Raw genomic sequence first — 24576 nt, forward strand, 5'->3', positions numbered from 1 at the left:
CCCTTGTTCCCCCTTCTCGGCCAAAGTAGTGGCCCAATTTTAGGGGGCAAAGACACAGCGTCGGTGCCGCGCACAAGTCGCTCGCTTACTGTTGTTTCTCCAGTCATCCTGGTAACAATTTATTCTTGCCACACATGCGAAGCCAAGATGTCAGACGGTAAAGCCGTTAGGGCTACTCCTGTGGCCATAACCTTCTCCTACATATTCAGTCAATCGAGTATGACCTGCACTTGCTATTCGGCCTTCCGGCACCTCATAGCCAAGCAGCTTGCTAGAAAGCGCCCCAAAAGGCAGTATTGTCGTCAGTTAAGTTCATTTGAGAAAAACCGCGCAATAGCGTGAGTGGTTTCGATGTTTTACGACTTAGGGGGTTTCTGATTTTGCCAGGTAAGCACAAGCCTTTTCCAAAACGCATTCAAGAAGCCGCACTTAAACGACAGAAAAGCAAGTGTGGCAGTTGTGGAACGAAAATCTCATCTATCGGCAAGGCTGGGAAAGCCGATCACAAATATGGGGAAAGCGCCGAAGGGCATCATGTGATCCCCCATTCACTTGGAGGGCCGCTCACAAAAGAAAACTGCGTGATTCTGTGCCAGTCTTGTCATTACTCGGCACATGGCGGAGGAGCGTATAGGAAAACAAAACGGCAATACGAAGATGTCCAAAACCTTCCGATGGCCCAGCAGATTAAGAAGATCGCAAAACTATTTCGCTATTATTAGACTTCTTGTTCGACTGCGCCTCTATCCCGAGTGAACCGCCAGTCGGCCAAAGCCGAGTTGACGCAGAGAACACTTCGCATCAGTAACGACTATGGAGTGCACTCTAATTGCACTTGGCTGTACATGTAAGCTGACAAACCACCATCTAGTTAAACAATAGGCTCTCTGGTTGAAGTCCAGACTTACGGCGACCCTCAACCCACCTAACGGGCGCCTAAAGTCGCTCTCTTCCAACTTTACCCGAGTGAACCCGATGCAGCAGAAAGGCTCAAGACGCGCCATCTGCGCATCCGTAAGCCAGAAAAGTTCAGACATATTCACCGCTCGTTTTGAACGCGATGAACCACGTAGCTAAACGGAAATCAATGAGTCCCGAGATTAGAATCGACGGTTCCTCAGTCAAAACGACAAGACTATGAATTTATTCGAGTCATTCTCTCGTTATGGTGACATCGACGTAATAGGCTTCGTCGAAACGACCTTGAATGCTCCGGACAGATTTCCCTTTACCGAAATTCGGAGGCAGATTCAGAGAAATAGAAAAATGTTCTTCGCGCACTTTTCCGAACAGATAACCAGTTCTACCTGAAATTCGCAGGCGACCTTTGTCATTCAGCGATGCTCGATATTTCTTGGGTCTCCGATCACCACCTGCAGTTCGATCAATAGCACTAACCAACTGAAAATTATCGTCGGTTTTCCGATATTTCAGCCACAGCACCGTTTTGTTTTCTTCCGAAGCTACTTCCGGATCATGATAAAGTCGGTCCGGGCGTCTTCGAATGTTGATAGTGTATACTCCGTTGTAGCCGCTTACTGTTTCACCACTCGACTTCTCTTGCGGCAAAACCTGTGAAGCAGTGCTAGGCTTCTCTGGGGCCTGAGAACTCCGTGTTTCCTGTTGAGCATTTCTCTTCAGGACTGCATAGGTTTCCGCAGTCAAGTAACCTGTTCGCGGCTCTCCGTTCTTGCTCTGAAACTCCCGCAATGCATTGCGGGAACGAGTGCCAAAAATACCGTCGACTGGTCCCACCGAGAAACCAAGGAAATTCAAACCGCTTTGCACTGCACGGTATTCGCTTGGACCCAAGTTTAAAGCTTGTTCGGTTCTCCGTTCAGCATCATTTGCGATGATTGACAAAATTGGTTTTTCATCGTTTTCGGTAGTTGTTTGTTCGTTTGCCGAAGTGTCGGGTTGAGCAATCGATTTCTCTTCGGGTTCATTTTTTGGAGTAAGTGATGCTACCGCAGATTTTGCCGCCAGTCCGGCTTGGGTGTCCGGATACAACCGAGCGATCATATCCAAAGCGCCTAGCCTAACGCTCTCGTCTTCAAGTTTCAACGCTTCGCTCAAAACGCGTTCGGCAGAAGCTTCACGTTCGTCGATTTTGTCTTCGGTTTTTTCTGGCGTATTGGAGACAATCTCGCTTTTTTCTACCTTCGCGACCGCTGGAACGAGAAATATGTCCAATCCAGGCAATGAACCATAAGTGAAAGGTTCCTGATACCCTTTGGTCTGTTCAAAAACAGAGTCTCGTACTTTTCGAAAAAGCTTTCCCAATTCCAGTCCCGGGACTTCGATATGCTCTAGCAGCGCTATCGCGTAGGGGCTATTTCGACCTTCTCCATCAAGCGCCAACGTACCTCCCCGTGCGGAATACCCGACAAGGACGCCACTTGGATCAATCCGAGCCAAGCCTTTCCCGATGGATCGGGATGCTGTGCTCCGATTCATGCGAGAGAGAAACGGGTTATTGCGGCATGCATCGACTAGAACAATATTTAGGCCTTTAGAAGGTATGACTGCATTGACGACTGTCTCTAGTCTGACCGCCTCGAACTCAATATCTCTTTCGCTTCTTAGTTCGGCATTAACAGGGATCAGATAATTGGTGTTGTTGATCTCGATTCCATGACCCGCGAAATAGATCAAAACAACGTCGGCGTCTGCTGCATTTTCTGAAAAGTCGCGAAGGCTCAGCCGCATTTGCCGGTAATCAAGGTCGTACTGTTCAGTGACTTCAAACCCTATTCGTCTAAGCGCTGAAGCGATATCCCGGGCGTCGTTTTCAGGATTGGTCAGTTTCGCAACTTGTTCGTACTTGGAGTTTCCAACTACAAGGGCCACGCGTTTGGCATCAGCGGAGTAAGCAGTTGTAAACAAAAGACAAAACGCCAGAAGCAATTGCCAAATCGGGCGGCAATTCTTAATATCTTCGATTAAAAAAAATCGTTTCATACTGTTGTGCCGCTTGCAGAAAATCTGCCATCAATAATGAACTTTGGTTTTATGATCATCGCAGTTTGGCTCAAAGCTGTCAAAAACTAGCAGTCTTATCGCTTCCACGAGTTCTGTATTTCGAGTACACCAATTCGGAGTTCGGCCTAGTGAGAGTGAAGTCGTAGGTCTGTGTAACAGTGGCCTACGTCTGAAAGTCGAAAACTCCGCAAATAGCCCCATGCCGATCCATCCCCCATTTTCGGCGTGGGGATTCTTTTGGGCCACTGCGGCCTTGCGAGAAAATCTGTTTGGGTCGCGGAAGTATGATGTAGCTGATTGTAGAAAAGCGGAATTTTGGTGGTCTAGTCGGTTGAGGTAAATTGCCCAAGTAACTTGTCATCTTCTTTCGCTTGTGTCGTTTGACTTGCCAAAGTGTTCCAAGAACTGAATACCAACTGTCGAATTGCCGCAGCCGTTCCAAGCAAGCCATCCGCCTTCAGCCTTAGCTCCACCTCGTTTGCTCGACGAAGAAATTCATGATCCATTCGGGAAATCCTAAACGGGTGTCGTAGTTAGAATTTGCACCCAATGGTTAACAAAAAGTAAATGCCCCTTCCTTCCTCATTTTCGCAACACGTCTTCTTTGCGTCTGTAGTAGTTGCGAAACAATTGGGTCATTCTAACACAGATAAGCGGTGCCGCGACTTCTGGCAGATAGCCAAAGGGGCAGAAGCGCCCAAGACGGCATCGGGAGCATTCCGCAGATTTCTGGGGGATGTTGTGTACGCACTCGGCAGAGGCGACAACTGGACCTCTCTACCGGCGGTCATGCGCGCTTGGCCTGTGACACCTACATTTCAGATGGGTACCGTTTCTGGGCAGTTGTTTCGGATTTTTTTCTTACTTGTCAGCGCAGGGGGTAAGTCGATCGTATGCGTCAGCGAAGCAGAACTTGCGGCCATTTGCTTCGCGATCGCGGACCGCGCGCGCATAATCCACGGCTACGCACAGAACAGCGAGGCACCACAAGCATAGTGGAGAGCGTCAATGGGCATACAGAGGAAGGTTCGAATAGGTCTCACAGCACCTCTTATTTAACGAAAGTCTAGCTTGCTGATCAAATTTTGAGCAGCTGAGGTTATTTTTGGGGGTCCAGCTTTTCCGATGACCGGTGAAAGGGTTGATTGTCGCGAAACAATGGGAACAGCCTAGACTGATAGGAGCTGACCCAAATCTGCGAAATATCACTTGGGCTATAAGCGCATGAAAAGTCGTTCCTAATGATCGGGTTGTGAAAGCCTCCCGGACCGTTCTTATAAGGCTAGTTTCTTGGGTTTTGTTTCGCCATGACCACGAACACTTCCGACATTCAGTTTTTAACCTGCTCTTTCAGAGGTGACTTAGAGCTTTGCGAGGTCATGTGTGAAAGCACAGACCGCCAGGCGCCTGAAATTCGCCACTTGGTTGCCGTTCCGCATCGAGATGTCGCAATGTTCCGTCATCTTAACAATAACCGACGCGAGGTAGTAGCATCAGAGGAGCTACTTCCAGCTGGGCTACGTACATTACCGATTCCAAGAGGACGTTGGCGAAAGTGGTTGGGGCTATCTAACCATGATCAGTTTCTTCTTCCTGAAGGGAAGGTGACCAATGGCTGGATTGTGCAACAAGTATTAAAACTTAGCGCGTCCGCTTCCAGCAGCGCCGAAATAGTCGTCCACCTCGACAGTGACGCGGCCTTAATAAAGCAGTTTTCTAGAAGCCATGTCGCGTCGGATGACGGTGCCGTACGGCTTTTTGCTAACCCGCATCTCGGTGAGCGCGAACCGCAAGGGTCCTGGCATCTTGCCGCGTCACAATTACTTGATCTTCCGCCCACCCGTTACTTTGGTGCTGGTTACATTGATCAAGTAGTGGTCTGGCGAAAGGATCGGGTACGCGAACTCGTAAAACACATTGAAGAAGTGGCTGGACAGTCTTGGCAAAACTTATTGATGAGAACGCCACAATTTTCTGAGTATATCCTTTACGGCGTTTTCTGCGAGCATATCCTTGGCAAGGCTTCAGGACATTACCCCACGGATGAGTCACTCAGCCTGACTTGCTGGACTGCGGGTGAAAACAACGAGACGATGCTCGAGCGCATAAAGCCTCACCACATCGGCATGGCAATTCAGTCGACAATTCCAATTTCGATCAAAGACAGGCGTAGCTTAGTTGAACAAACCAGTATGCTGTCGAAGCGCTTTGCCTAGTGCTTCAGTACGATCGCATAGCAGGGAGTTATTATTTGAATGAACCGTTCGGCACCTAACATCGGTATTGGCATCTGTACGTTCAAAAGGCCACAGGGATTGCAACGACTGCTTCGGTCACTGCCGCTTGGATTGATAGGTGTTGAACCGGAACCAATCGTTTTTGTGGTCGACAACGATGGCTCCGATCCGTCTGTTTCAGCCGTTGTTGCTCGCGTAAGCGCGGAGACATCTCTGGATTTACGTATTTTTGTCGAAAAGTCCCCGGGTATCTCAGCGGCAAGAAATCGATGCATTGAAGAAGCGCAGGAAGCGGGATGCACCAGTCTTGCAATGTTGGACGATGACGAATGGCCTTCGGAAGGGTGGCTCAAAGCACTTGTTGAAACGCAGCGCGACACGGGCGCCTGTGTGGTTGGAGGAATAGTGCACCCCGTATTTCCTAAGCAAAATGATAAACTGAACAAATACTCCCATTTCTGGGCAGTGGCCCCTCAGAAAAGAAGCGGTAGAGATTTCGTGCATGCGACCAGCAACTTTATCATTGACCTGGCTCAGATTGCTGATGTTAAAGCACCATATTTTGACGATGCCTATGGTCTCACAGGCGGCGGCGATCTGGTCTTTTTTTCGCGTCTTTTTGGTCTGGGCAAAAGGATGCACTGGGAAGAACATGCACTTGCTTTCGAGGAAATTCCAGAGAAACGCGCAAATTGGAAATGGATGAGAAAACGACGCTTTAGAGTAGGCAACCATATGGTAATGGAGGAAGAGATTGCCAAGGGTCGCTTCAAAACGCTTCTAAAGACAGCGGGTCTCACAGTCAGATTACTTTTTTATCCTGTACTGCGCCGAGAGCCGAACGGAGCAATGATTGGCTGGTGGCTAGAGACGGTCAAGGTGCAGGGGCGGTACTTTGCCCACCTTGGAATGCGATCAGTAGAATACGCGCGGGACGGAACAAATCTGCGACGAGTATCCGGTGCCAAGCCGTCGATCGGATCTTAGGTATGATGCAATCGTCTGAAAACTATGCAGAGGTTGAGGCGTTGGCGCCGCCTGCTAAGGAAGTGTTTGTCGCGATACCGACTCTGAACGAAGAGCAGAACATTGAAAATTGTATCCGGCAACTTCTCGATGGCGATCCATGGATGACGGGCGTCTGCCTAATTGTTGCAGATGGTGGTAGTACAGATAGAACATGCACCATCGTAGATCGACTGAGAGAAGAATATCCTAATTTGCGGCTTGTGAATAATTCCCGCAGGCTGCAGTCGTCAGCTGTAAACCTTGTTGCTGAATTTGCCGAAGCTGAAGGCGCTCGTTTTCTGGTTCGCTGTGATGCACATGCAATCTATCCCTCTGGTTTTGTGCGTCGTGTCGTTTCAAAACTGGCTTTGATGCCCGAAGATACGGCGGCGATAGCTGTCGTAATGGATGCCGTTGGCGAAAATGCTTTTCAGCGCTCATTGTCCACGATCGTTGACACTCGTATTGGTTCGGGAGGTGCACACCACAGAGGTGGAAATTTCAGTGGGTATGTCGATCACGGACATCATGCTGGCTTCGCTTTGCGATGGTTCCGGGCTGTCGGAGGTTATGATGAAACCTTCTCACACAATGAAGACGCGGAACTGGATGCGCGCTTTGCGAAGGCAAACGCATTGATATGGATGGAGTCGAGCATTCGACTGAAATATGTGGTCCGAAATAGCTTAAACAAACTGGCACGGCAGTATTTTAACTACGGAGCTGGACGAGCACGCAACATAATGAAGCACGGAACGAGACTTAAGGTTAGGCAAGTGTTACCGCTGATGTGCGCGACACTGTTGCTGGCTTGTATTCTTGTGTCCGCTTTTTGGAGTGTCGCGATTGCTCCCGTAATTGCGTACTTGGGCGTGTTGTTGGCTTTGAGTCTGATATTCACCTGCAAACTCAAATCGCCCGCAGGGCTGTGGACGGGGCCAATTGTCTTCATCATCCACAATGCCTGGGCCGTCGGATATGTATACGCGTTTGTCCGCGCGCAAATTCACAAAAGCGGGCAGGTTGCAACTCAGTAAATTGCCCAAGGGCCGATACTGGTTCTGGCCGTAGTCACAGCTCGCTATGATCTACAGCTTCGTTTCGCAAAATTTGTGATTTTCTACCTGGTCATGTGCAACGATTTTTTATTTCGATTCGCGCAAAGAGTTGAGACGTTTTGGCCGCAGAAAGCTTGCGAAAATATCCGTCAGGGAATTCTCTCTCTGATTATATTTATAGCAGTAGCGCCTGCATTCAGGCAACAACTTCACACCTGTGATGCTTCGACCGAAAAATCTATTTCTATCGGCAACGACACGAAATATCCGTTTACACTCATACTACGCGATTGATCCATCATCAAAGGACTTGCGTTACCGAACTGCACCGACTTAGGTTTCTGTTTTCGTGTTTAAATTTGGAGTCGCATTGCAATGACCATTTCGGAAGAGTTAGAAATTCGATCCGAACCGAACCTTTTCAATCCGACCATTCCGATCGGAGGCATTTCGAAACGAACGTTTGATACCGTTATGGCGTTATTCGCTTTGGCCTCCACTGCAATTATTTTTTTAATAGTAGCTTCTGTAATTCCTCTCTTGACTCGTAGTAGCCCGATTTACAGACATGAACGAATTGGCTTTTCAGGTCGTAGATTTAGCTGCCTAAAGTTTCGCACAATGCACATTGATGCGGACGAAAAATTGGCCAAACACTTGGCCGAAGACGCATCCGCCGCCGCTGAATTTGCCAAGTACCGAAAGCTTTCAAAGGACCCAAGAATAATTCCGGTGGTCGGGAATTTTTTGCGAAAAACCAGTCTTGACGAACTCCCTCAACTTTTCAACGTGCTATCCGGAGATATGAGTATTGTTGGTCCGAGGCCCATTACCGAACCTGAATTCGAGATGTACGGAAAAGGCCAGCATTTTTACGTTCAGGCGCGGCCAGGAATTACCGGGCTATGGCAAGTCTCGGGGCGCAATGAACGGACGTTTAAAGAACGCGTTGAGATAGATTGCCAGTACGTCGGTAATTGGTCGTTTAAGCGCGACTTGGCTATCTTCTTTAAAACTCCATTCGTCGTTCTGACTGGACGTGGTGCAATGTAAAAAACTTGTTTTAGCGTGCAGTGCCTAAGGATGTTTCAGGTGGTTACAGAGTGATGAGATTTATTAGTTCTAGACAATCAAGCGGTAACGCGCGAATGGAGTTCATTATTGTTCATATCCGATTAAACAGGTCTCTGAACACGTTATTTTACAGGATTCCATCTGGTGGTTGGTTACCGAAAATTACGACTTTGCAAAGGGAATGTTGGCATCGAGCGCTTTCATCAGACAGAATCGTCCCCTTTCGAATTTTCGTAACTGAAAAGACTGTTGGGCTGTCATGAAACTGGCGGTTAACGTAATTGACCCCTCGCTCTTTACGCTTCCTTACGACGAGCATTTCGTCAGCGCTTTGCAGGAAGTGGGCCTGGATGCTGTGCTGATTGGTCGACCACTTCGGAAGCAGGAGCAAGCGCCGGAGGTTCCGTATGCGGATCATTATTACAAAACCTCCGACGGTATTCCAAAAAAGAGACATAGATTCCGGGTGCTTGCCAAAGGTATTGAACACTGCCGGGACACCGTGAACTTGTCAGGCCTAAAGAGGGGCGTCCCCACCATTTCTCATTTTCAGTGGTTGCCGTTTCCTTTGGTGGATGTTTACGGAATGCGCATAGCCAGACGATATGGTCCGGTGATCGCGACGGTTCATGACACAAGTCCATTTAATGGGACACCTACATCGAGACTCCAGTTAACAGGTTTCATTCGTGCGTTGAAATTGGCTGACAGGATTGTGGTTCATACGCCTTCTGGACTAGAAAAACTTGCGGCCAGCGGGATCCACAAGCGAAAGATGGTCTGTATTCCGCATGGGCCAATGGGTGACTTCGGAACGTTGCCAAGACCCTCGAAAAACAAAACCGCGAAAATCGTGTTGTTTGGAAAGCTGCGACCCTACAAGGGCGTCGACGTATTGATAAACGCACTTGCGCGCCTGAGCGTTCAGGAACGCCAAGGCTTGAAAGTGATAATCGCTGGCGAGCCGCTGATGGATTTGAGCGCAATAGAGCAAGAGATTGAAGCAAATAATTTGCATGACACCGTAGATCTGCGTCTTTCTTTCCTTGACTTTCCAGAGATGCGTACGCTTTTCGCCAGCGCAGACGCTTTTGTATTCCCCTACCGCGAGATCGAAGCCAGTGGGGTTTTGTATATGGTGCACAGTCTTAAACGCTGGATTATCGCCTCGGACATTGGTGCATTTAGTGAAACTATCGCTGACGGACTATCTGGTCGGCTTGTACCAACTGAAAATCCAGACGCGCTTGCGCAGGCTCTTCGGGAATTTGCTAAACTAAGACCACAACCGGTCGAACCTGTCTCGTTAACAGGCTGGAACGAAATCGCGAGGAAAACCGTCGGTATCTATGAAGAGGCGCTGGACGGCTGGTATGCTGATGTTGGCAAGTCTTCGGCCATGACCGGCGCGGGAGCGCTCAAAGATGGGTGAAGACAACATAAGGTTCGACCGAGACCCAAAGTCGAGACTTAGGCTGGAGTCGGCGGCAACTGGATTTACGGTGAAAGACAGTCATTCTGGCAGAAGAATAACTGCCGAAAAGCTCCGTGTGTCCGAAGCCAACGATCGCGCCAAATTCCGCTCTCACCTCGAAGACCAAACGGATCGCTTTAGGCCTCTGGATCTGAGGTCGCTTGTCTTGCCTTTTGTTCAACGTTGGATGGTAATACTAGCAGCAGTTTTTCTACCCGCCGCCGCTGCCTGGTACTACTCTTATCAGTTGCCGCCGTCATACGAGGCTTCGGCGACGCTGCTACTTGACCGAGAACGTGTACTTCTTGGTGACATTGCGGACGTTTCCGCAACTGCCAATCTGGCCGATTCTGTCCATGTATCGAACGAAATTGCAGTTTTGCTTTCACTTCCTGTCTTGGAAGATGCCGCCATGCGCATCGCGCCCGCTGGCGCCGACAGGTCTATCGATGGCACAACCAATGCGGTGGTAGAGCTGCGTGAACAGATAGATGTTAAGCGCGATCTCAACTCAATGGCTGTTGTCATCACCGCTACCGCTGGTTCTGCTGTCGAGGCTGCAAATTTGGCGAACGTTGTGACCAGCGCATATCTCGATCACAAGGTGCAAGTAGCGAGTGAAACAACCGAAAGGACTTTGCAGTGGATCGATCGAGAGATTGAAAGACTTCGAAAACTGACCGACGAACTCAATCGAAACATTCAGCAGCAAAGGGAGCGCTTGCTAAAAGAGGGCCTAAGTGATGCTGAACTGGTAAATCGACAAATCAGATCTGTGGCTGATGCCAGCGTTTCTGCACGTCTGAGAAAGTCGAAGATTTCCTCCGCGATTGATGACTTGAAACGACAGGAGGCAGCGGGCGTTCTCTCAACTGCGGATCGGCGCGATTTGCGCGACCTTGAGGCCCAAAATCGCATCGCCGCCGACGAAATAAGCGCTTTCGAAGTTGAAACCGAGCGACTTAACAAGACTGCTCTCGATGGTGCTGAGGCAAACAGGCTGTTGGAAAATATGCTTCGTGAAACAAATGCATCACAACAACTTTTGACAAACCTTCTAATCCGCAGAAACGAAATTTTCGTTAGGCGCGAGGGGATTTCGCCCGGAGCTCGTATTATCAATACTGCGATAGCGCCTGAGCATCCTGCCGGACCGCGGCGAAAGCTTTTTGTTGGCGTGGCCGCTTTCGCTGGTCTTATGAGTATCGTCGGCGCGATCCTTCTGTGGGACATCATCGTACAAAGGTTCCAGACCTTGGGGGCAATGCAGAAGGCGCTTCGACTTCCTTTGCTCGGAGCTGTTTATTCGCGTCTGCCACTCAACCGAACGCGACAATTCCAAGATTATGATATCGGCGCGGTAGGCGGTTTGAATAGCATAGAGTACAGCCTGCTGGAAGGTGCAGCTGAACCCATGATTGTCGCACTTTTCCCCACAGAAGAAACACTGAGCGCGACCGTTGTTGCTCATGCAATGCTGGGAAGTGAAGCGACTGTCCTGCGAGATGCTTCGGTCGTGATCGTCGAAACTCACGACTCCGGTGATGACATCAAAAGCAACATTATTCCAGACACAAGCCTAATTGAAGCCGGAGGTGAGGTTATGCGGCAGCGCTTGCTTACAGCGTGTCACACCACGTTGCTTGTGCTTCCGACACCAGACAGGTCTGACCTGTCATATGCATGGGCGTCAATTGCAGACCGTGTCATTGTTGTCACCAAGGGGAAAAAGCCAAAAATAAGACCTACCACACAGATAGTGGACTTGCTCTTGGGCAATAAAGCCAAAGCGATTGGTTTGGTGACTGTGCTATGACCATTCAAGTTTTCTGGCAAATCCGACATATTGCTTTTGGAGCAGTTCTGTTTTCAGTATTACCCTTGCTTGTTGCTGGTGCAGCTCACGGCAAAGAAACCCTTCAGCTGGCTTTTTTGCCAACGGATCGTCCCCCGAACGCTTGCGAACCGGTTGTTAGCACGCCAAATGCGACTGTCTCTCTCTTCCCAACCTTCCGCGACAATTTTGATGAATTCGACCTAACGGATACGGTTTGGCAGCCGCACTACGCGCACAACGAATACTCTGACTGGCGCGCCAGAACTCTGGAGAACAACAAGGAGTTGCAGATCTACGTCGATCCCGGATTTAGTGGCTCAAGCGACAAACCACTTGGCCTAAACCCATTCCAAGTTACTGATGGTGCTCTAAGCATTTGTGCCCGAGAAACGCCTGAGGGAGTTATCGAATATCTAAATCAGTATCCATACATCTCAGGAATGATATCGTCCCGCCGGAGTTTTTTACAAAGATACGGCTACTTTGAAATTGAAGCTAAATTGCCTCGCGGACAGGGCCTTTGGCCTGCATTTTGGCTGCTCGCACCTGGTCAGTGGCCGCCGGAAATCGACGCTATGGAGTATCTAGGTGGAAGACCTGGAAACATAGAACTGCATGTTCATTGGGAGGAAAATGGCTTCAATTCGGATGGGTGCCAGTTCGCAGTGGTAAACGAAACTGAAAGCTTCAAACGTTACGGGGTCCTATGGCAACGTGACCTGATAACTTGGTACATTGACAGGAAGCCTGTGGCCCGTATTGCGGCTAAACCCGATATGGACCAGCCAATGTATATGCTTGCCAACCTCGCAGTTGGAGGCTCCTGGGGTGGACCGCCCGACTCGGATACCAAGTTCCCAGCCTGTTACTCAATCAGAGAGATCACTGCCTGGCAGTTCCACTAAAGGAATGCTTTTGCGGAGGGAAATGTGAAACGTGTTTTGATGTCAGAGAACCCTTTGAGAAAGGACATTAATCCATTTTTTCGCATCGTTTTTGGTGAGCCTGGTTTTTTGTCCGAAGTCGAAGTCAAACCGTTCAGGCCTGGTTCATTTCGACCGGATGCCGGAAACATCCACCTTCATTGGCTAGACTGGCTTTTGCATTCGCGGTTTGCGAGACGGTTTGAAACGATCGCAGATCTTAAATATGCCGACCTCGTTAGGCAGATAGATGTAGTAAAACGCTCTGGTGGCCGGCTCATATGGACGGCGCATAACGTCAGCCCGCATGATTTTGCGTCAAGGAAATCGGAAAAAGTTTTTGGTAGGTGGAAAGACGAGATCTGTTCGAGAATTGATACTGTCGTTATTATGTATCCGGGAGCCAAGCAGGAGATTTTGAGAACGACACCCTCTTTAGCTGCAGCCAGTTTCAAAGTCGTGCCCCATCCTCACTACCGCGACTTCTTTGAGCCGTGTAACGAGGATTTGTCCCCGCGCCGCGAACTTGGGATTCCAGAGAATGCTTTCCTGGTTGCATCCGTAGGTCATATGCGACCATACAAACAATTGCCTAGTCTTTTGCGGTCATTTTTGGCGATCGCCAAAGAAGATGAATACCTCCTTTTGGCTGGAAACTGCGGGGAGGAACTGAAACAGCAGCTTTTTACCATCGCGGCAAACAGAAAGAACATTATCTTCAAGTTTGGTCATTTGTCTGACAGTGACTACGCATGCATTGTCCGCGACGCGGACTTGTCAGCAATGAACTTCGGAAGAGTTTTGAACTCGGGTTCGGTAGTAGCATCCCTGTCGTTGAATACCCCCGTGCTTGCACCTGCCAAAGGCGCATTGCCACATTTGCAAAGCCAAGTCGGGCCGGGATGGCTTGCTCTCTTCGATGACGATCTGGACGAAAAGAGCTTACGTCAAAGCGTTGACGAGATTCGGTCCGCCGAGGCGAAGGGTCCCCTCGATCTGTCGTTTGCATCTCCAGCTAAGGTTTCGCAAGGCTACGTCGATGCGTATGCATAGAGTCAGGAATTGGGTTAAATAGTTGAGTTTATCGTTCCATCATCGCGGCATCAGACGCGCCATGCTTCTTGTGGCGATTTTTGTTTCCGCAATTCCGTTGAATGCTCTCAGACTGGGGCTTTTCCGCCGAGTGTTTGGATACAAGATAGGCAAAAACTGCAAGATTGGAATGTTCACAGTCATCCTTTGCCGAAGCTTCACGCTGGGTGATGGCTCTACCATTAGAGCAAGAAACAGTTTCAAAGGAGACTTTGATTTCCGAGCAGGCCCTGAGTTTTTCGCTGGAATAGGAAATACTTTCATATGCCCCTGGGTTCTACGCGATGAAATGGAATACACCGCAAGTATTGCCTTTGGTAAAGACTGTCTTGTCAACGAAAGCCACTACATAGATGTCCACGGACAAATTCTGGTCGGAGATGGGACATGGCTAGCAGGCCGAGCCAGCCAGTTTTACACCCACGGTATCGGCACAATGGACCGAAACATCTCGATCGGTAACCGGTGCTTTATCGGGTCCGCTGTACGATTTGCACCAGGTACCCGGGTTGGAAACCGTAATATCATCGGAATCGGATCGGTTCTTTTGAATGAGATCGACGAGGATGAGAAGCTGATTTCAGGTTCACCAGCCCGCGTTATTCGATCCATAAAAGCCGACCTTGAAAATGGTCGATACCGCTTCAGCAAATCGGACTGGACCTGATCTATATGGCGAATTCGCTCTCCAACAAGCACTTAAAAATTTCGCGAGCGCGTTGAATTGATGTCTGTCAGCGTCGATTTGAGAAAATTCATTCTCTCAGTTGGCCCAACTGGTGCGTCGGCAGTTCTACAACTTTTTGTTTTTGCCCTTACTGCAAGATCACTTGGACCAGAGCAGTTTGGTTTGCTCGCTGTTCTTTATGCGGTTTCAGTCATTTCCGCCGAAGTAGCCGGATTGGGTGCAGACAGCGCTTTGCTCAAGTCAGTTTCCGTCCAACCGACCATGTTCCGCCGCGCATGGGGACATTTTCTTTTGGTTTTTGGAGTTTCCGTCGTTCCTTTGGCCTTAGTTGCGGCTAGCTTGAGTTATTTTTTTGCAAACTCCTCCGTTATGTGGATTGTCGCCTTGGCCCTTATCTTAGGGGAGATAACGATAGGTCGAGTCACTGCCGCTACCGAATTGGTCTTTGTCTCCCAGGACAGACCGGTTCAGGCCAGTCTGATCCGTCTGTTTGTGGTAAGTTGCCGGGCACTTGCAGCAATCATCGCCTTTGTCCTATTGGGTTGGAATACAGTGGGGGGCTGGTCATTAGTAACGCTTTTGCAATCATTGGTTTGCAGTTGCCTTCTCATAGGTATTGTAACTCGGACATTCGGTAGACCTCAGATTTACCTTATCCGGGGTGACATCGTTTTCGGTTGCCTGATGATGTTGAACCAGCTTGCGCGCTCTTTAAACAGCAACTTGGACCGGATTGTACTGTCCGCCTTTCTATCGTCGGCACAGATTGGTGTTTACGCGTCGGGTACGCGCCTTCTCCAAGTGAACGGGATCCTTAATCAAGCGGCGACACGAATTTTTTATGCGCGCTTTTTCAGGGCTGGTGAGCAGGGAAGTGACGCATTGTCAGAATACACCCTCGCCACGGGAAAGAAGATGGCCTGGGTCGGAGTGTTGGGTGCGGTGATAATGATTGTTCTCGCGCCATTCCTGCCTTTTGTACTCGGAGAAGGCTATGCGCAAAGTAAGTGGGTTGCGGTTTGCCTTGCGTTGATCAGCCCGGTTATTTCTTTACAGTATCCGCCCGCAGATGCGCTCACCGCCAGCAATCGACAATTGCTACGGACGATCATTTATTTCTCCATGGCTCTAGTTTCCGGCGGATTGATCGCGATTGGAGCGTTCGTTGGTGGTATTTTCGGAGCACTTGCGGGAATGGCTCTATCCCAATTCGTTCTCTGCATAACGCTATGGTACATGGTGAGGTTTGTGAAAACATGAACTACTTCGCGACCTCGACAGACAGATTGAGGGGAACTTCACTACAGAATAGGCAAGACAGATGTCGAGCTACTCATCGGATGCTCGAATGAACGTGGTAGAGTCTCTTGTCTTCCATAGCAGACTCTTGCTGCTTCCGGTTTTGCTGATGTGCCTGATCGAATTCGGTCAAATCTGGTACTTCTCCCCTAACGACTATGGTGACGTGATCCGAAGTGGCGGAGACGGCATTTTCAGAAAAATTCTTTGGTTACTGGCCCTTATCGCCATCTTAGGCCACTTTTTGCGGTGCGGCTTATTAATGGTCGCGAGAGTGCTGTTGCCGCTGCTACCTTTTGTATTGTGGTGTTGCCTGTCGACGATTTTGTGGTCTGTTGACCCGTTATTCAGCCTTAAAAGTGTTGTTTTCTGGGCCATCGCTTCTTTGGTCGCTGCATCGGCGGCAATTGAGGTTGATAGCAAATTGTTGTTGCGTACACTCGGCACGTTTTTTGTGGTCGTCGTGCTATGTTCTTTTGCGCTCGCAGTCGTGGTCCCTCAATCAGGTTTCACTCGATACGGAAACGAATTGGTATTGCGAGGTTTTTTTCCCCACAAGAACGTGTTCGGTTGGTTCTGCGCGATTGGCGGTATTCTCATAATTGCGAACCGCCAATATATTTCGACACGCACCAGCCTGTTTTTCATTCTCATAATTACCCTTGCGATTTTAGCCGCTCAATCTCAGACGTCGATTGTTGCTGTGACAGCAGGCCTACTATATATTTTCGCCGTTCGGCTACTTAAGCGGTGCTTTGGGGACGGTGCGCGGGCCTTCTATGCGATGATGATCTCGCTCACTCTGGCGGCAAGCGTGGTCTTTTACTTATACCCTTTCCTTTTGGACTTGGTGGGTAGAGATACAACTCTCACGGGACGGACAGCTGTCTGGGAACACTATTTTTCCTATCTTATTCACAGACCAGTGACTGGACTTGGCGTCGGTATCTTTTCTTCAGACACAGATATCAATCTGGCTATCGGCGGTAGCGTACCTGGATTTGAATACCAAAAACTCCATTCGCCACACAGTCTGTACGTTGGACTGTTCGGTGAAGTTGGTTTTGTCGGCCTGCTATTGTTTCTGGGCGGACACGCTTACATCGCCATCATCGCCTCGTTCAAAAGCAACAATACCTGGGTACATTGCGCAGGCGCGCTATCTTTCCTTATCATTTTGGCGGGCACGGCGGAGATGCGAGATGGCATTATTCCGGGAATCGCAACGATCATGCTTATCGTTGCGCGCGGCGCAAGTTTAAGATCGCTGTTTCCCAATGCAGGTCTGTATATGAAAAATGAGGTCGCATGATGGTTGTTTCAACTTCGGAGACCGTGTTGTCTCAATTAAAGATTTGGATGAGCGATGCATGCGCAAGCCTCGCTTAATCTTAATATACGAACAATGGACATGGATTTGATTTCCAGAATTTTTTCAATACGTTCAAAACGGAATGCAAAGGAACTGTGGGTGTGCCTGAAAAATTGTCGCATGGACCGCAATCGAAAAGAACCGTGAAATCAGATTGCGAAACCAAACGGTTGCAATTCGATCTTAGTCGGAAAGGACCTTTGCCGGTCTTTTTCGCTCTGGTAGTTGCAATACTCTGTGCAAACCTCGCTCTGGCGAATTCAGCTGACAATTACAGGCTGGTCTCGGGCGACGTCGTAACGTTGGATTCTGTTTTTTCAGACCGGCAGTTGGAAGTTCAGATCGATCTGAACGGACAAATACGTTTGCCAGATTTTGGCAGCGTCAAAGTTGCTGGTCTAACTCTCGATGAAGCGGAGGATGCGACTGAAGAGAAAATTCGGGAAGGTGGGCTATCTGAAGCACCGCGGGTCTCGATGGCGGTATTGCGCTACGCTCCCATTATTGTGTCAGGCAATGTTGAAAGGCCAGGTAGATACGACTTTTTCCCGGGACTGACAGTTTCATCTGCGATCGGCCTGGCTGGCGGGTTGCGTTTGACCGGGATGTCCCGTGTGGAATTTGACCAACGGCGAGTCAGTTTGGCGTCTCAACTCGCCGAAAGCCGATACCGGATAGCTTCCCTCGTTGCGACAATGAGACGTCTCGAGGCAATTGCCCGCGATGATTCAGAGTTCGAAGTGAAAGTTGAAGATGGTACTGGAGTTCCTGGTCTCGAGCCCAAGCTCTTTTCAAGACTGATCGAGAAGGAAGCGCTACTGTTCAACATAGACCGGCAGGTTCAGGAGGAATTGATAGCTGGTTGGAACAATGAGCTTGAGGTGCTTGGTGAGCGGCAACGACTTTTCAAGGAGCGCCTGGAAGTACTAGATCTACGGGCAGCTCAGACCAGGGCTGATCTGGAAGACGTCTTAACTTTGAAAGAACGCGGTCTCCAAACGTCTGCAAGACTTGCAAATGCAGAGCGCGCTGCAGCGGATTCGCGCAGTCGGTTTCTTGAGATCAACAGTCTGCTGGTCGAAGTTACTGGAAAAATCGCTGAAGTCGAACGTGAAGTAACGCGTCAGCTAAGCAGGCGGCGAGCGGACAACTTAGAAAGCCTTAGCCGAATTGGTAGCCAGCTTGAACTGGAGCAGATAAATTATGGGCGTCTTGTTGAAGAGCGGCTCTTGGTTGAAAACATCGGTTTCCAAGCGATTGACGCCTGGCCGGAAGACATGCAAAGCATTTCCATATTCAGCTTACGGGAGGGAAGGTCAGCCATATCACCGGCTGCGTCCACTCAGTTGCTTCCCGGCGATCAGATCGAAGTGCGGATTGTAGGTGAAGATTGACCCGGAATATCGCAAAGAGCAGCTAGTGAAGTGATTAGATAGCCTGATGCGGCCTCGCTTGTCACATAGGAAGGGCATGGAAACCATTGGAGTGTTTTTTCGTCTCCGAGTGACTGCGCGCCGTTGAGTCTAAGAACTGTGCGAAATCGAACTCGGATGTGGTTTGCAGGTATTTCTTTCATTTGTCTTTCAGCGCTGCGACGATCGCAATCAGTATCGCAGCTACAAACGGACCAATGACAAACAGGGTTAGTGCAAACGCAAACCAAGTCTTAAAGATAACTGCGGCAAGAGCAGCTAGTAACAAAGCAATGAGAGGTACTATGATGACGGAAGCGCGCATTTGAAAACTTTGTGACCTCGATTGGATTGAGCAGCCTCATCTGACTGGTGCGATTTGATTGTTAGTGCATCATCGGCCTGTGATCCATCGGGATGATGGTTTCAGGTGCTGGCGGGCGATAGCCCAGTGCACTGTGGGGGCGTTTTGTGTTGTAGTGTCTCCTCCATTGTTCGATCAGAATTTGAGCTTCGCGCAGGCTGTAGAAGACTTCACCGTTGAGTAGCTCATCCCTGAACCTGCCATCGAAACTTTCACAGTATCCGTTCTCCCACGGGCTCCCAGGTTCAATGTAAGCCGTCTGGGCGCCAACTGCGGCGATCCAGTCTAGGACGGCCTGGGCGATAAATTCTGGCCCATTGTCTGAACGTATGAAGCGGGGCGCACCGCACAGTATGAACAGATCCGTCAGGGCATCGATCACATCGACCGAGTTCAGCTTGCGCTTCACTCTGATCGCAAGGCACTCCCGGCTGTGCTCATCAAGGATGTTCAGCGTCCGAAAAGCTTTGCCATCGTCGGTTCGACAATGAACGAAGTCATAGCTCCATACATGATTGCGATACTCCGGCCTCAGCCGAACACACGAGCCATCGTTCAGCCAGAGCCGCCCCTTCCTCGGTTGTTTTGCGGGAACCTTCAGAGCGAGCATCAATGTTCCAGACCAGAACAATGATGGAAGTCACCGCGAGAGTGATTTTGTTCCGGAAGGGAGCGCTATTCCATCAAACCCAAATGAAGCAGCAAAACTGCGTACTTTGTCCCCCATATGTCCCCCAAAAACACCTCCAAGAGCTTTTGGAAGCGCTAAATTTAAGTTAAATCATTGAATTTAGTGGTAGCGGAGGAGGGACTTGAACCCCCGACACGCGGATTATGATTCCGCTGCTCTAACCAACTGAGCTACTCCGCCACGAGTGAAAGGCGATTTACGGGAGGGGGGCGGAGGGGTCAAGAGGGAAAACACGCGCATTCCGCTATTCTTTACTTGCTCAGATGTTTGACACGGCTCAGGCAGAAGAGTGTGCTAGCTCCATTGCTCTGCAACCTCGCGTATGAAGCGGGCGCAGTCGTCGGGTGCGGTGATCAGGATCATATGTCCGCGCCCCTCAAGCGCTTCAAACCTCAGTCCGAATTGGGTCATTGGCGGCCCGTGCATCTCGGATGGCAACACGGGATCATCGCTACCAAACAGGATGCCCCCAGGCACGCTGAGGTCGACATAGCGTCGATTCAGTGCCGTGATGCTGCGCGCAACCCCAAACACGTCTTGTGACGCAGTTATGAATGCCGAAGGGCGCAGGCCAAGTGCACCCCCGGCGCGTTCCAGAAAGTCAGCAGGCGCAGGTTCTGGGGCGAAGACGTCCTTCAAAGCTAAAGGGGCTGTTTTGCGCGCCAGCGGCACGGCGAGTGTATTGCCGATAAAGGTGCGTAGCCAGCCAGTGCGGATCTCAAGAGGTTTGAACACTGCTGGGGTCTCGGGCATTTGTTGCGTCAATGGCGCCAGCAGGGCCAGTGCTGCAGTGTTTTCCGGGTAGTCCAGTGCCATAGCCAAAGATACGGCCCCGCCCAGTGAATGACCCACAAGAATCGCCTGATCGATACCCTTTGCCTGAAGAAAGGCCTGTATCATCCGCGCCTGTTCGGGCAGATCAGCCAAGTCAGCGCTCTCGCGCGTGGAATAGCCACAGCCGGGGCGATCCACAGCCAATATGTGAAAATCGTCCGAAAGTTCATCGACCAGCGCATAGGTGAAATGCTGCAACTGACCGGACAGGCCATGGATCATCACAAGGGTCGGTTTTGACGGGTCACCGCGTTCAACATAGTGGATCGTACCGCCCGGTACTTCAACGATCTTGCCCAGTTGCGGAACGGTCGCACGGCCCTGGCGGGTCAACACCCTTGTCCAGATGTGCAACGCGACAAAGAAGGCCGCGATCAGGGCAAATGTGGTGAGAAGAATCGTCATCGTGGTCAAGCTCGCAATCTTGAAACTATTCAGTGGAATTCAGCAGGTCGGGCGACGGGTGATCCAATGTGTCAAGCAGATTGAAGACCGCCGCGCGGCATTCGGGGCCGACCCAGTCGGGCGGAAAGAATCCGTCGGGCAGATCAGGCTGGCGCAGAACGATGCGCCGCCATCGATGCACCAGCAGTATTCTGAGCGTTGCCGTTTGCGACGGGCTCAAAGCGTGTTTCGGGGGCCGTGATTTCGATGCGGTTTGCACGGCCTCAAGCAGGGCTTGGTAAGCGAGACACAGATCCTTGGGGCAAAGGCGATCCTGCAGCCATTTGGGGGCGTGTAGTGCCGTGATGGTCACCGACAGTAGCGCGTCGTCCAAATCGGGCGCAGGGCCAGAGCCCAAAGCAATATTCCGCCCGATCGACGCGTATTCCCGGCTGAGAAGGACATCGTCCAGCAATTGCGTTCCAACACCATCTTCGGCAATCAGCAGATGCCAGTTTTGGCTGTCATTGCCGGTGCGCGCGTAGATGCGCGGGGTGACAGCAGCAGATTGCGCGCGTCCGAATTCGGTCAGGTAATGGTGCGAGACACGTCCGACCCGGTCGCTTTCGATCCAGCCATCTTTGCGCAGCCGGTGAAGGGCCACGCGAACGGCTTCGGGTTTGATCCCCATGGGTTCGATCACCCGGGTGAGCGCGCCGCCCGAGATCTGTGCACCCGGATCCTGGGCCAGATCTCCAAAAAGCGAAACAATAATGGACCACACCCGCTGATCACGCGTGTCCGTCAGCGCGGTGACGGCTTTCTCGAACCACGAACTCTGGCTGGTCATGAAGGCACAGTAACCTGCGCGCACTCATAAGAAAATCGGTTTCCTTGCGTGCTGCGATCAGCGGGCGCACATGGTCAGCAATTCGTATTCTGCCACCGGTTCGTCATCCTGATTGGTCAGGGTGACATGCCACCGCACCTCGCCATATTCCTCGTTGCGCTGGGTCTTTTGCTTGACCGTCAGGCGCACTTTGATCGCATCGCCGGGCGCGACGGGCTTCATGAAACGTAACCCGTCCAGACCGGTGTTTGCCAGCACCGGGCCCTCATTGGGTTCCACAAACAGACCGGCGGCAAAGCTCAGCAGCAGATAGCCATGGGCCACGCGACCGGGAAAGAACGGATTTCGCGCGGCCGCGGCCTCATCCATATGGGCATAAAAAGTGTCACCGGTGAATCTGGCGAAATGTTCGATGTCATCCAATGTGACGACGCGCGGCGCTGTGTGCAAAGTCTCACCAATTTCCAGCGCATCAAAGCTGCGGGTGAAGGGATGCGCGGGGGTGGTGATCTCGGGCGCGCCGGGCACCCATTTGCCGCCAATCGTGGCCAGCATCCGGGGGGAGCCCTGCACAGCCGTGCGCTGCATGTAATGCATGACGCCGCGCACACCTCCCATCTCTTCGCCACCGCCTGCGCGCCCTGGGCCACCATGAACCATATGAGGCAGAGGTGACCCGTGACCGGTGGATTCGGCCATCGAGTCGCGGTCGTTGATGTAAATCCGCCCGTTGTAAGCCCCGGCCTTCAGCACCACATCGCGGGCAACCTGCGGGTCATGAGTGATGAGCGAAGTCACCAGCGAGCCTTGCCCGCGATTGGCAATCTCGACCGCGTGGTTCAGATCGCGATAGCCCATAAGGGTTGAGACGGGACCAAAAGCCTCGGTGTCGTGCACGCGCTGGGCAGTGTCAGGGTCGGTACAATGAAACAGCATCGGCGGCACAAAGGCACCGTTTGGGTCGCCGTTCAACTCGAACGCGTCGGGGTCGCCGAACACGCGTTTGGCCTCTTGCCCGATCAACGCTGCTTTGGCCAACACGTCTGCTTTCTGGGCGCTGGATACCAAAGCGCCCATGCGGGTGTCATCGGCACGGGGATCGCCGATGGTGACTTTGGTCAGGCGGGCAGAGACCGCGTCGATCACGTTTTGAACCTGCGTTTCGGGCACGATGATCCGGCGGATTGCGGTGCATTTCTGACCGGCCTTCGTGGTCATCTCGCGCGCGACTTCTTTGACAAACAGGTCAAACTCGGGTGCGGCCGGTGTCACATCCGGCCCCAGAATGGACGCGTTCAGGCTGTCTTGTTCAGCCACGAACCGAACCGAGTTCTGCAGTATGGCAGGCGTCTGCCGCAGTTTCAGCGCGGTATCGGCTGAGCCTGTAAAACTGACCACATCCTGACATCCCAGCCGATCCAGCATGTCGCCTATGCCGCCGGATACCAGTTGCAGACTGCCGTCGGGCAGCAAGCCGCTGTCCAGCATGATCCGTACTGCCAGCTCGGTCACATAACAGCTGTTGGTGGCAGGTTTCACGATGGCCGGAACACCGGCCAGTAGGGTAGGGGCGAGTTTTTCCAGCATGCCCCAGACGGGGAAGTTGAAGGCGTTGATATGGATCGCCACGCCTTGCAGCGGTGTGCATACGTGCTGGCCCAGAAATGTGCCATGGCGCGACAGTTGTTCAACGTCACCGTCCAGGTACACATGCGCATCCGGCATCTCTCGCCGCCCTTTCGAGGCGAAAACGAACATCGTGCCAATGCTGCCATCGATATCGATCAGGTGGTCTTTTTGCGTCGCACCGGTTTCGAAACTCAGATCATAGAGCGCCTGTTTCTGCTCAGAAAGCACCTGGGCCAGCGCCTTGAGCATCTTGGCGCGCTGGTGGAAGGTCAGGGCGCGCAAAGCCGGGCCGCCGGTGTCGCGGGCGTGGTCCAACATCGCCTGCACATTAAGATCGGTGTTGCCAGCGCTGGCAAAAGGCGCACCGGTGATAGCCGATGCAATCGTGCGCGCGCCGGGACCAGGCGGAACCCACGCGCCATTTGCGAAACTGGATATTTGGTGCAGGGACATGAGGGCTCTCCTGTTCGTTTCGTCAAGCCGCGGCGTTCAAGGCGCGTGCTTGTCAAAGGTTTGGAATTTATTGACCAACCGTTCGGTTTATGCAAGAAATTTGTGAAACCAGCGCAAAGTGAGCCGGGCATGTCAGATACGATTGTAACGCAAGATCACGGCCAATGGGTCGAAATCACCTTGAACCGCCCGGACCGGCTGAACAGTTTCACTGATGAGATGCATTATGCCTTGCGCGCGGCTTTGGAAGACGCCCGAGATCAGCGAAAGCGGGCCATATTGCTGACAGGGGCCGGGCGCGGCTTTTGCGCCGGGCAAGATCTTGGGGACAGGAATCCCGCCAAAATGGATGGCCCGCCGGATTTGGGTGAAACAGTACGCACTTTCTATGCGCCTTTGGTTCGCTTGATCCGGTCGCTTAACGTTCCCGTCATCTGTGCTGTCAATGGGGTTGCTGCCGGGGCAGGGGCCAACCTGGCGCTGGCCTGCGATGTGGTTCTGGCCGCCGAGTCCGCCAAGTTCATTCAGTCGTTTTCCAAGGTCGGTCTGATCCCCGACACAGGCGGCAGCTGGCACTTGCCGCGTTTGCTGGGCGAGGCGCGGGCCAAGGGGCTGGCGCTGACGGGTCAGCCCTTGCCAGCACAACAAGCTGCAGACTGGGGGTTGATCTGGAAGGCTTTGCCGGATGCAGAACTGATGCCAGAGGCGCGCGCATTGGCCCAGCAGTTTGCCACGGGGCCCACGCTTGGGCTGGGTCTGACCAAGCAGACCATTCAGGCGGCGGCCACCAATACGCTGACAGACCACCTAGAGCTGGAAGCCGACGCTATGCGGACCTGCGGCCGCAGCGCTGACTATGCCGAAGGAGTCACCGCCTTTCTTGAAAAACGCCCGCCGGTCTTCAAGGGAGAATAG

The 24576-nt window shown here is 51.5% G+C and carries 19 protein-coding genes, 1 tRNA gene and 1 pseudogene; 14 read left to right on the top strand and 7 right to left on the bottom strand.

Annotated elements, in window-relative coordinates; all coding sequences use genetic code 11:
- Nucleotides 1–338 precede the first annotated feature (338 nt).
- A complete protein-coding gene (locus GOW40_RS14830; protein WP_171131778.1) occupies nt 339–722 on the top strand; it encodes an HNH endonuclease signature motif containing protein in 384 nt (127 codons plus the stop codon).
- A 430-nt stretch (nt 723–1152) separates the two neighbouring features.
- Here GOW40_RS14830 and GOW40_RS14835 read toward each other — a convergent pair whose 3' ends face one another.
- Nucleotides 1153–2961, bottom strand: a complete 1809-nt coding sequence (locus GOW40_RS14835) for a caspase family protein (protein ID WP_171131776.1) — start codon at nt 2959–2961, stop codon at nt 1153–1155.
- 344 nt (nt 2962–3305) lie between these two features.
- On the bottom strand, nt 3306–3488 hold the full coding sequence (locus tag GOW40_RS14840) for a hypothetical protein (RefSeq protein WP_171131774.1): 183 nt from the start codon (nt 3486–3488) through the stop codon (nt 3306–3308).
- Between the two features lie 801 nt (nt 3489–4289).
- Between GOW40_RS14840 and GOW40_RS14845 the strand changes: the two genes are divergently transcribed.
- The 12 genes from GOW40_RS14845 (at nt 4290) to GOW40_RS14900 (ending at nt 18438) form a co-directional block, all read left to right on the top strand.
- On the top strand, nt 4290–5198 hold the full coding sequence (locus GOW40_RS14845; RefSeq protein ID WP_171131772.1) for a DUF6492 family protein: 909 nt from the start codon (nt 4290–4292) through the stop codon (nt 5196–5198).
- 39 nt (nt 5199–5237) lie between these two features.
- Nucleotides 5238–6206, top strand: coding sequence for a glycosyltransferase (locus GOW40_RS14850; protein ID WP_171131771.1), 969 nt, complete (start codon nt 5238–5240; stop codon nt 6204–6206).
- 2 nt (nt 6207–6208) lie between these two features.
- Nucleotides 6209–7264: a glycosyltransferase family 2 protein gene (locus tag GOW40_RS14855; protein ID WP_171131769.1), complete on the top strand. Its 1056-nt coding sequence runs from the start codon at nt 6209–6211 to the stop codon at nt 7262–7264.
- Between the two features lie 396 nt (nt 7265–7660).
- Nucleotides 7661–8338, top strand: a complete 678-nt coding sequence (locus GOW40_RS14860) for a sugar transferase (RefSeq protein ID WP_171231075.1) — start codon at nt 7661–7663, stop codon at nt 8336–8338.
- Between the two features lie 280 nt (nt 8339–8618).
- The gene (locus GOW40_RS14865; RefSeq protein ID WP_171131765.1) at nt 8619–9791 is read left to right on the top strand and encodes a glycosyltransferase; all 1173 of its coding nucleotides are present in this window, start codon (nt 8619–8621) and stop codon (nt 9789–9791) included.
- Nucleotides 9784–11649 (top strand): Wzz/FepE/Etk N-terminal domain-containing protein, encoded by a 1866-nt coding sequence (locus tag GOW40_RS14870; RefSeq protein WP_171131763.1) that lies wholly within the window; start codon nt 9784–9786, stop codon nt 11647–11649. Before GOW40_RS14865 ends, GOW40_RS14870 begins: the two co-directional genes overlap by 8 nt.
- Nucleotides 11646–12575 carry a family 16 glycosylhydrolase gene (locus tag GOW40_RS14875; protein WP_171131760.1) on the top strand — a complete coding sequence of 310 codons (930 nt, stop codon included), beginning with the start codon at nt 11646–11648 and terminating at the stop codon, nt 12573–12575. Before GOW40_RS14870 ends, GOW40_RS14875 begins: the two co-directional genes overlap by 4 nt.
- Before the next feature lie 24 nt (nt 12576–12599).
- Nucleotides 12600–13646 carry a hypothetical protein gene (locus tag GOW40_RS14880; RefSeq protein WP_171131758.1) on the top strand — a complete coding sequence of 349 codons (1047 nt, stop codon included), beginning with the start codon at nt 12600–12602 and terminating at the stop codon, nt 13644–13646.
- A 22-nt stretch (nt 13647–13668) separates the two neighbouring features.
- Nucleotides 13669–14352 (top strand): DapH/DapD/GlmU-related protein, encoded by a 684-nt coding sequence (locus tag GOW40_RS14885; RefSeq protein ID WP_171131756.1) that lies wholly within the window; start codon nt 13669–13671, stop codon nt 14350–14352.
- Nucleotides 14353–14412: 60 nt separating this feature from the next.
- On the top strand, nt 14413–15633 hold the full coding sequence (locus GOW40_RS14890; RefSeq protein WP_171131754.1) for a lipopolysaccharide biosynthesis protein: 1221 nt from the start codon (nt 14413–14415) through the stop codon (nt 15631–15633).
- A gap of 61 nt (nt 15634–15694) precedes the next feature.
- On the top strand, nt 15695–16984 hold the full coding sequence (locus GOW40_RS14895) for an O-antigen ligase (protein ID WP_217352319.1): 1290 nt from the start codon (nt 15695–15697) through the stop codon (nt 16982–16984).
- A gap of 161 nt (nt 16985–17145) precedes the next feature.
- The gene (locus GOW40_RS14900; protein WP_171131750.1) at nt 17146–18438 is read left to right on the top strand and encodes a polysaccharide biosynthesis/export family protein; all 1293 of its coding nucleotides are present in this window, start codon (nt 17146–17148) and stop codon (nt 18436–18438) included.
- Between the two features lie 404 nt (nt 18439–18842).
- Here GOW40_RS14900 and GOW40_RS14905 read toward each other — a convergent pair.
- The 5 genes and pseudogenes from GOW40_RS14905 to paaZ all read right to left on the bottom strand — a co-directional run.
- Nucleotides 18843–19421, bottom strand: a pseudogene (locus GOW40_RS14905) (integrase core domain-containing protein); the annotation flags it as partial.
- 193 nt (nt 19422–19614) lie between these two features.
- Nucleotides 19615–19691 (bottom strand) — tRNA-Met (locus tag GOW40_RS14910).
- Between the two features lie 114 nt (nt 19692–19805).
- Nucleotides 19806–20750 (bottom strand): alpha/beta fold hydrolase, encoded by a 945-nt coding sequence (locus GOW40_RS14915; protein ID WP_171131748.1) that lies wholly within the window; start codon nt 20748–20750, stop codon nt 19806–19808.
- A gap of 25 nt (nt 20751–20775) precedes the next feature.
- Entirely contained in the window at nt 20776–21579 is an 804-nt protein-coding gene (locus GOW40_RS14920) for a PaaX family transcriptional regulator C-terminal domain-containing protein (RefSeq protein WP_171231077.1), read from the bottom strand.
- A 57-nt stretch (nt 21580–21636) separates the two neighbouring features.
- Nucleotides 21637–23661 carry a phenylacetic acid degradation bifunctional protein PaaZ gene (gene paaZ / locus GOW40_RS14925; RefSeq protein ID WP_171131744.1) on the bottom strand — a complete coding sequence of 675 codons (2025 nt, stop codon included), beginning with the start codon at nt 23659–23661 and terminating at the stop codon, nt 21637–21639.
- A gap of 129 nt (nt 23662–23790) precedes the next feature.
- On the opposite strand from paaZ, the gene paaG reads away from it, so the two are divergent.
- Entirely contained in the window at nt 23791–24576 is a 786-nt protein-coding gene (gene paaG / locus GOW40_RS14930; RefSeq protein WP_171136565.1) for a 2-(1,2-epoxy-1,2-dihydrophenyl)acetyl-CoA isomerase PaaG, read from the top strand.

This window comes from Ruegeria sp. HKCCA6707 (assembly GCF_013033515.1).
Classification (GTDB): Bacteria; Pseudomonadota; Alphaproteobacteria; order Rhodobacterales; family Rhodobacteraceae; genus Ruegeria.

Excerpts from the sequence above, each read along its gene's own strand:
- GOW40_RS14835 (WP_171131776.1), bottom strand. The coding sequence starts at position 2,961 with ATGAAACGATTTTTTTTAATCGAAGATATTAAGAATTGCCGCCCGATT.
- GOW40_RS14840 (WP_171131774.1), bottom strand. The coding sequence starts at position 3,488 with ATGGATCATGAATTTCTTCGTCGAGCAAACGAGGTGGAGCTAAGGCTG.
- GOW40_RS14845 (WP_171131772.1), top strand. The coding sequence starts at position 4,290 with ATGACCACGAACACTTCCGACATTCAGTTTTTAACCTGCTCTTTCAGA.
- GOW40_RS14850 (WP_171131771.1), top strand. The coding sequence starts at position 5,238 with ATGAACCGTTCGGCACCTAACATCGGTATTGGCATCTGTACGTTCAAA.
- GOW40_RS14855 (WP_171131769.1), top strand. The coding sequence starts at position 6,209 with ATGATGCAATCGTCTGAAAACTATGCAGAGGTTGAGGCGTTGGCGCCG.
- GOW40_RS14860 (WP_171231075.1), top strand. The coding sequence starts at position 7,661 with ATGACCATTTCGGAAGAGTTAGAAATTCGATCCGAACCGAACCTTTTC.
- GOW40_RS14865 (WP_171131765.1), top strand. The coding sequence starts at position 8,619 with ATGAAACTGGCGGTTAACGTAATTGACCCCTCGCTCTTTACGCTTCCT.
- GOW40_RS14870 (WP_171131763.1), top strand. The coding sequence starts at position 9,784 with ATGGGTGAAGACAACATAAGGTTCGACCGAGACCCAAAGTCGAGACTT.
- GOW40_RS14875 (WP_171131760.1), top strand. The coding sequence starts at position 11,646 with ATGACCATTCAAGTTTTCTGGCAAATCCGACATATTGCTTTTGGAGCA.
- GOW40_RS14890 (WP_171131754.1), top strand. The coding sequence starts at position 14,413 with ATGTCTGTCAGCGTCGATTTGAGAAAATTCATTCTCTCAGTTGGCCCA.
- GOW40_RS14895 (WP_217352319.1), top strand. The coding sequence starts at position 15,695 with ATGTCGAGCTACTCATCGGATGCTCGAATGAACGTGGTAGAGTCTCTT.
- GOW40_RS14915 (WP_171131748.1), bottom strand. The coding sequence starts at position 20,750 with ATGACGATTCTTCTCACCACATTTGCCCTGATCGCGGCCTTCTTTGTC.
- GOW40_RS14920 (WP_171231077.1), bottom strand. The coding sequence starts at position 21,579 with ATGACCAGCCAGAGTTCGTGGTTCGAGAAAGCCGTCACCGCGCTGACG.
- paaZ (WP_171131744.1), bottom strand. The coding sequence starts at position 23,661 with ATGTCCCTGCACCAAATATCCAGTTTCGCAAATGGCGCGTGGGTTCCG.
- paaG (WP_171136565.1), top strand. The coding sequence starts at position 23,791 with ATGTCAGATACGATTGTAACGCAAGATCACGGCCAATGGGTCGAAATC.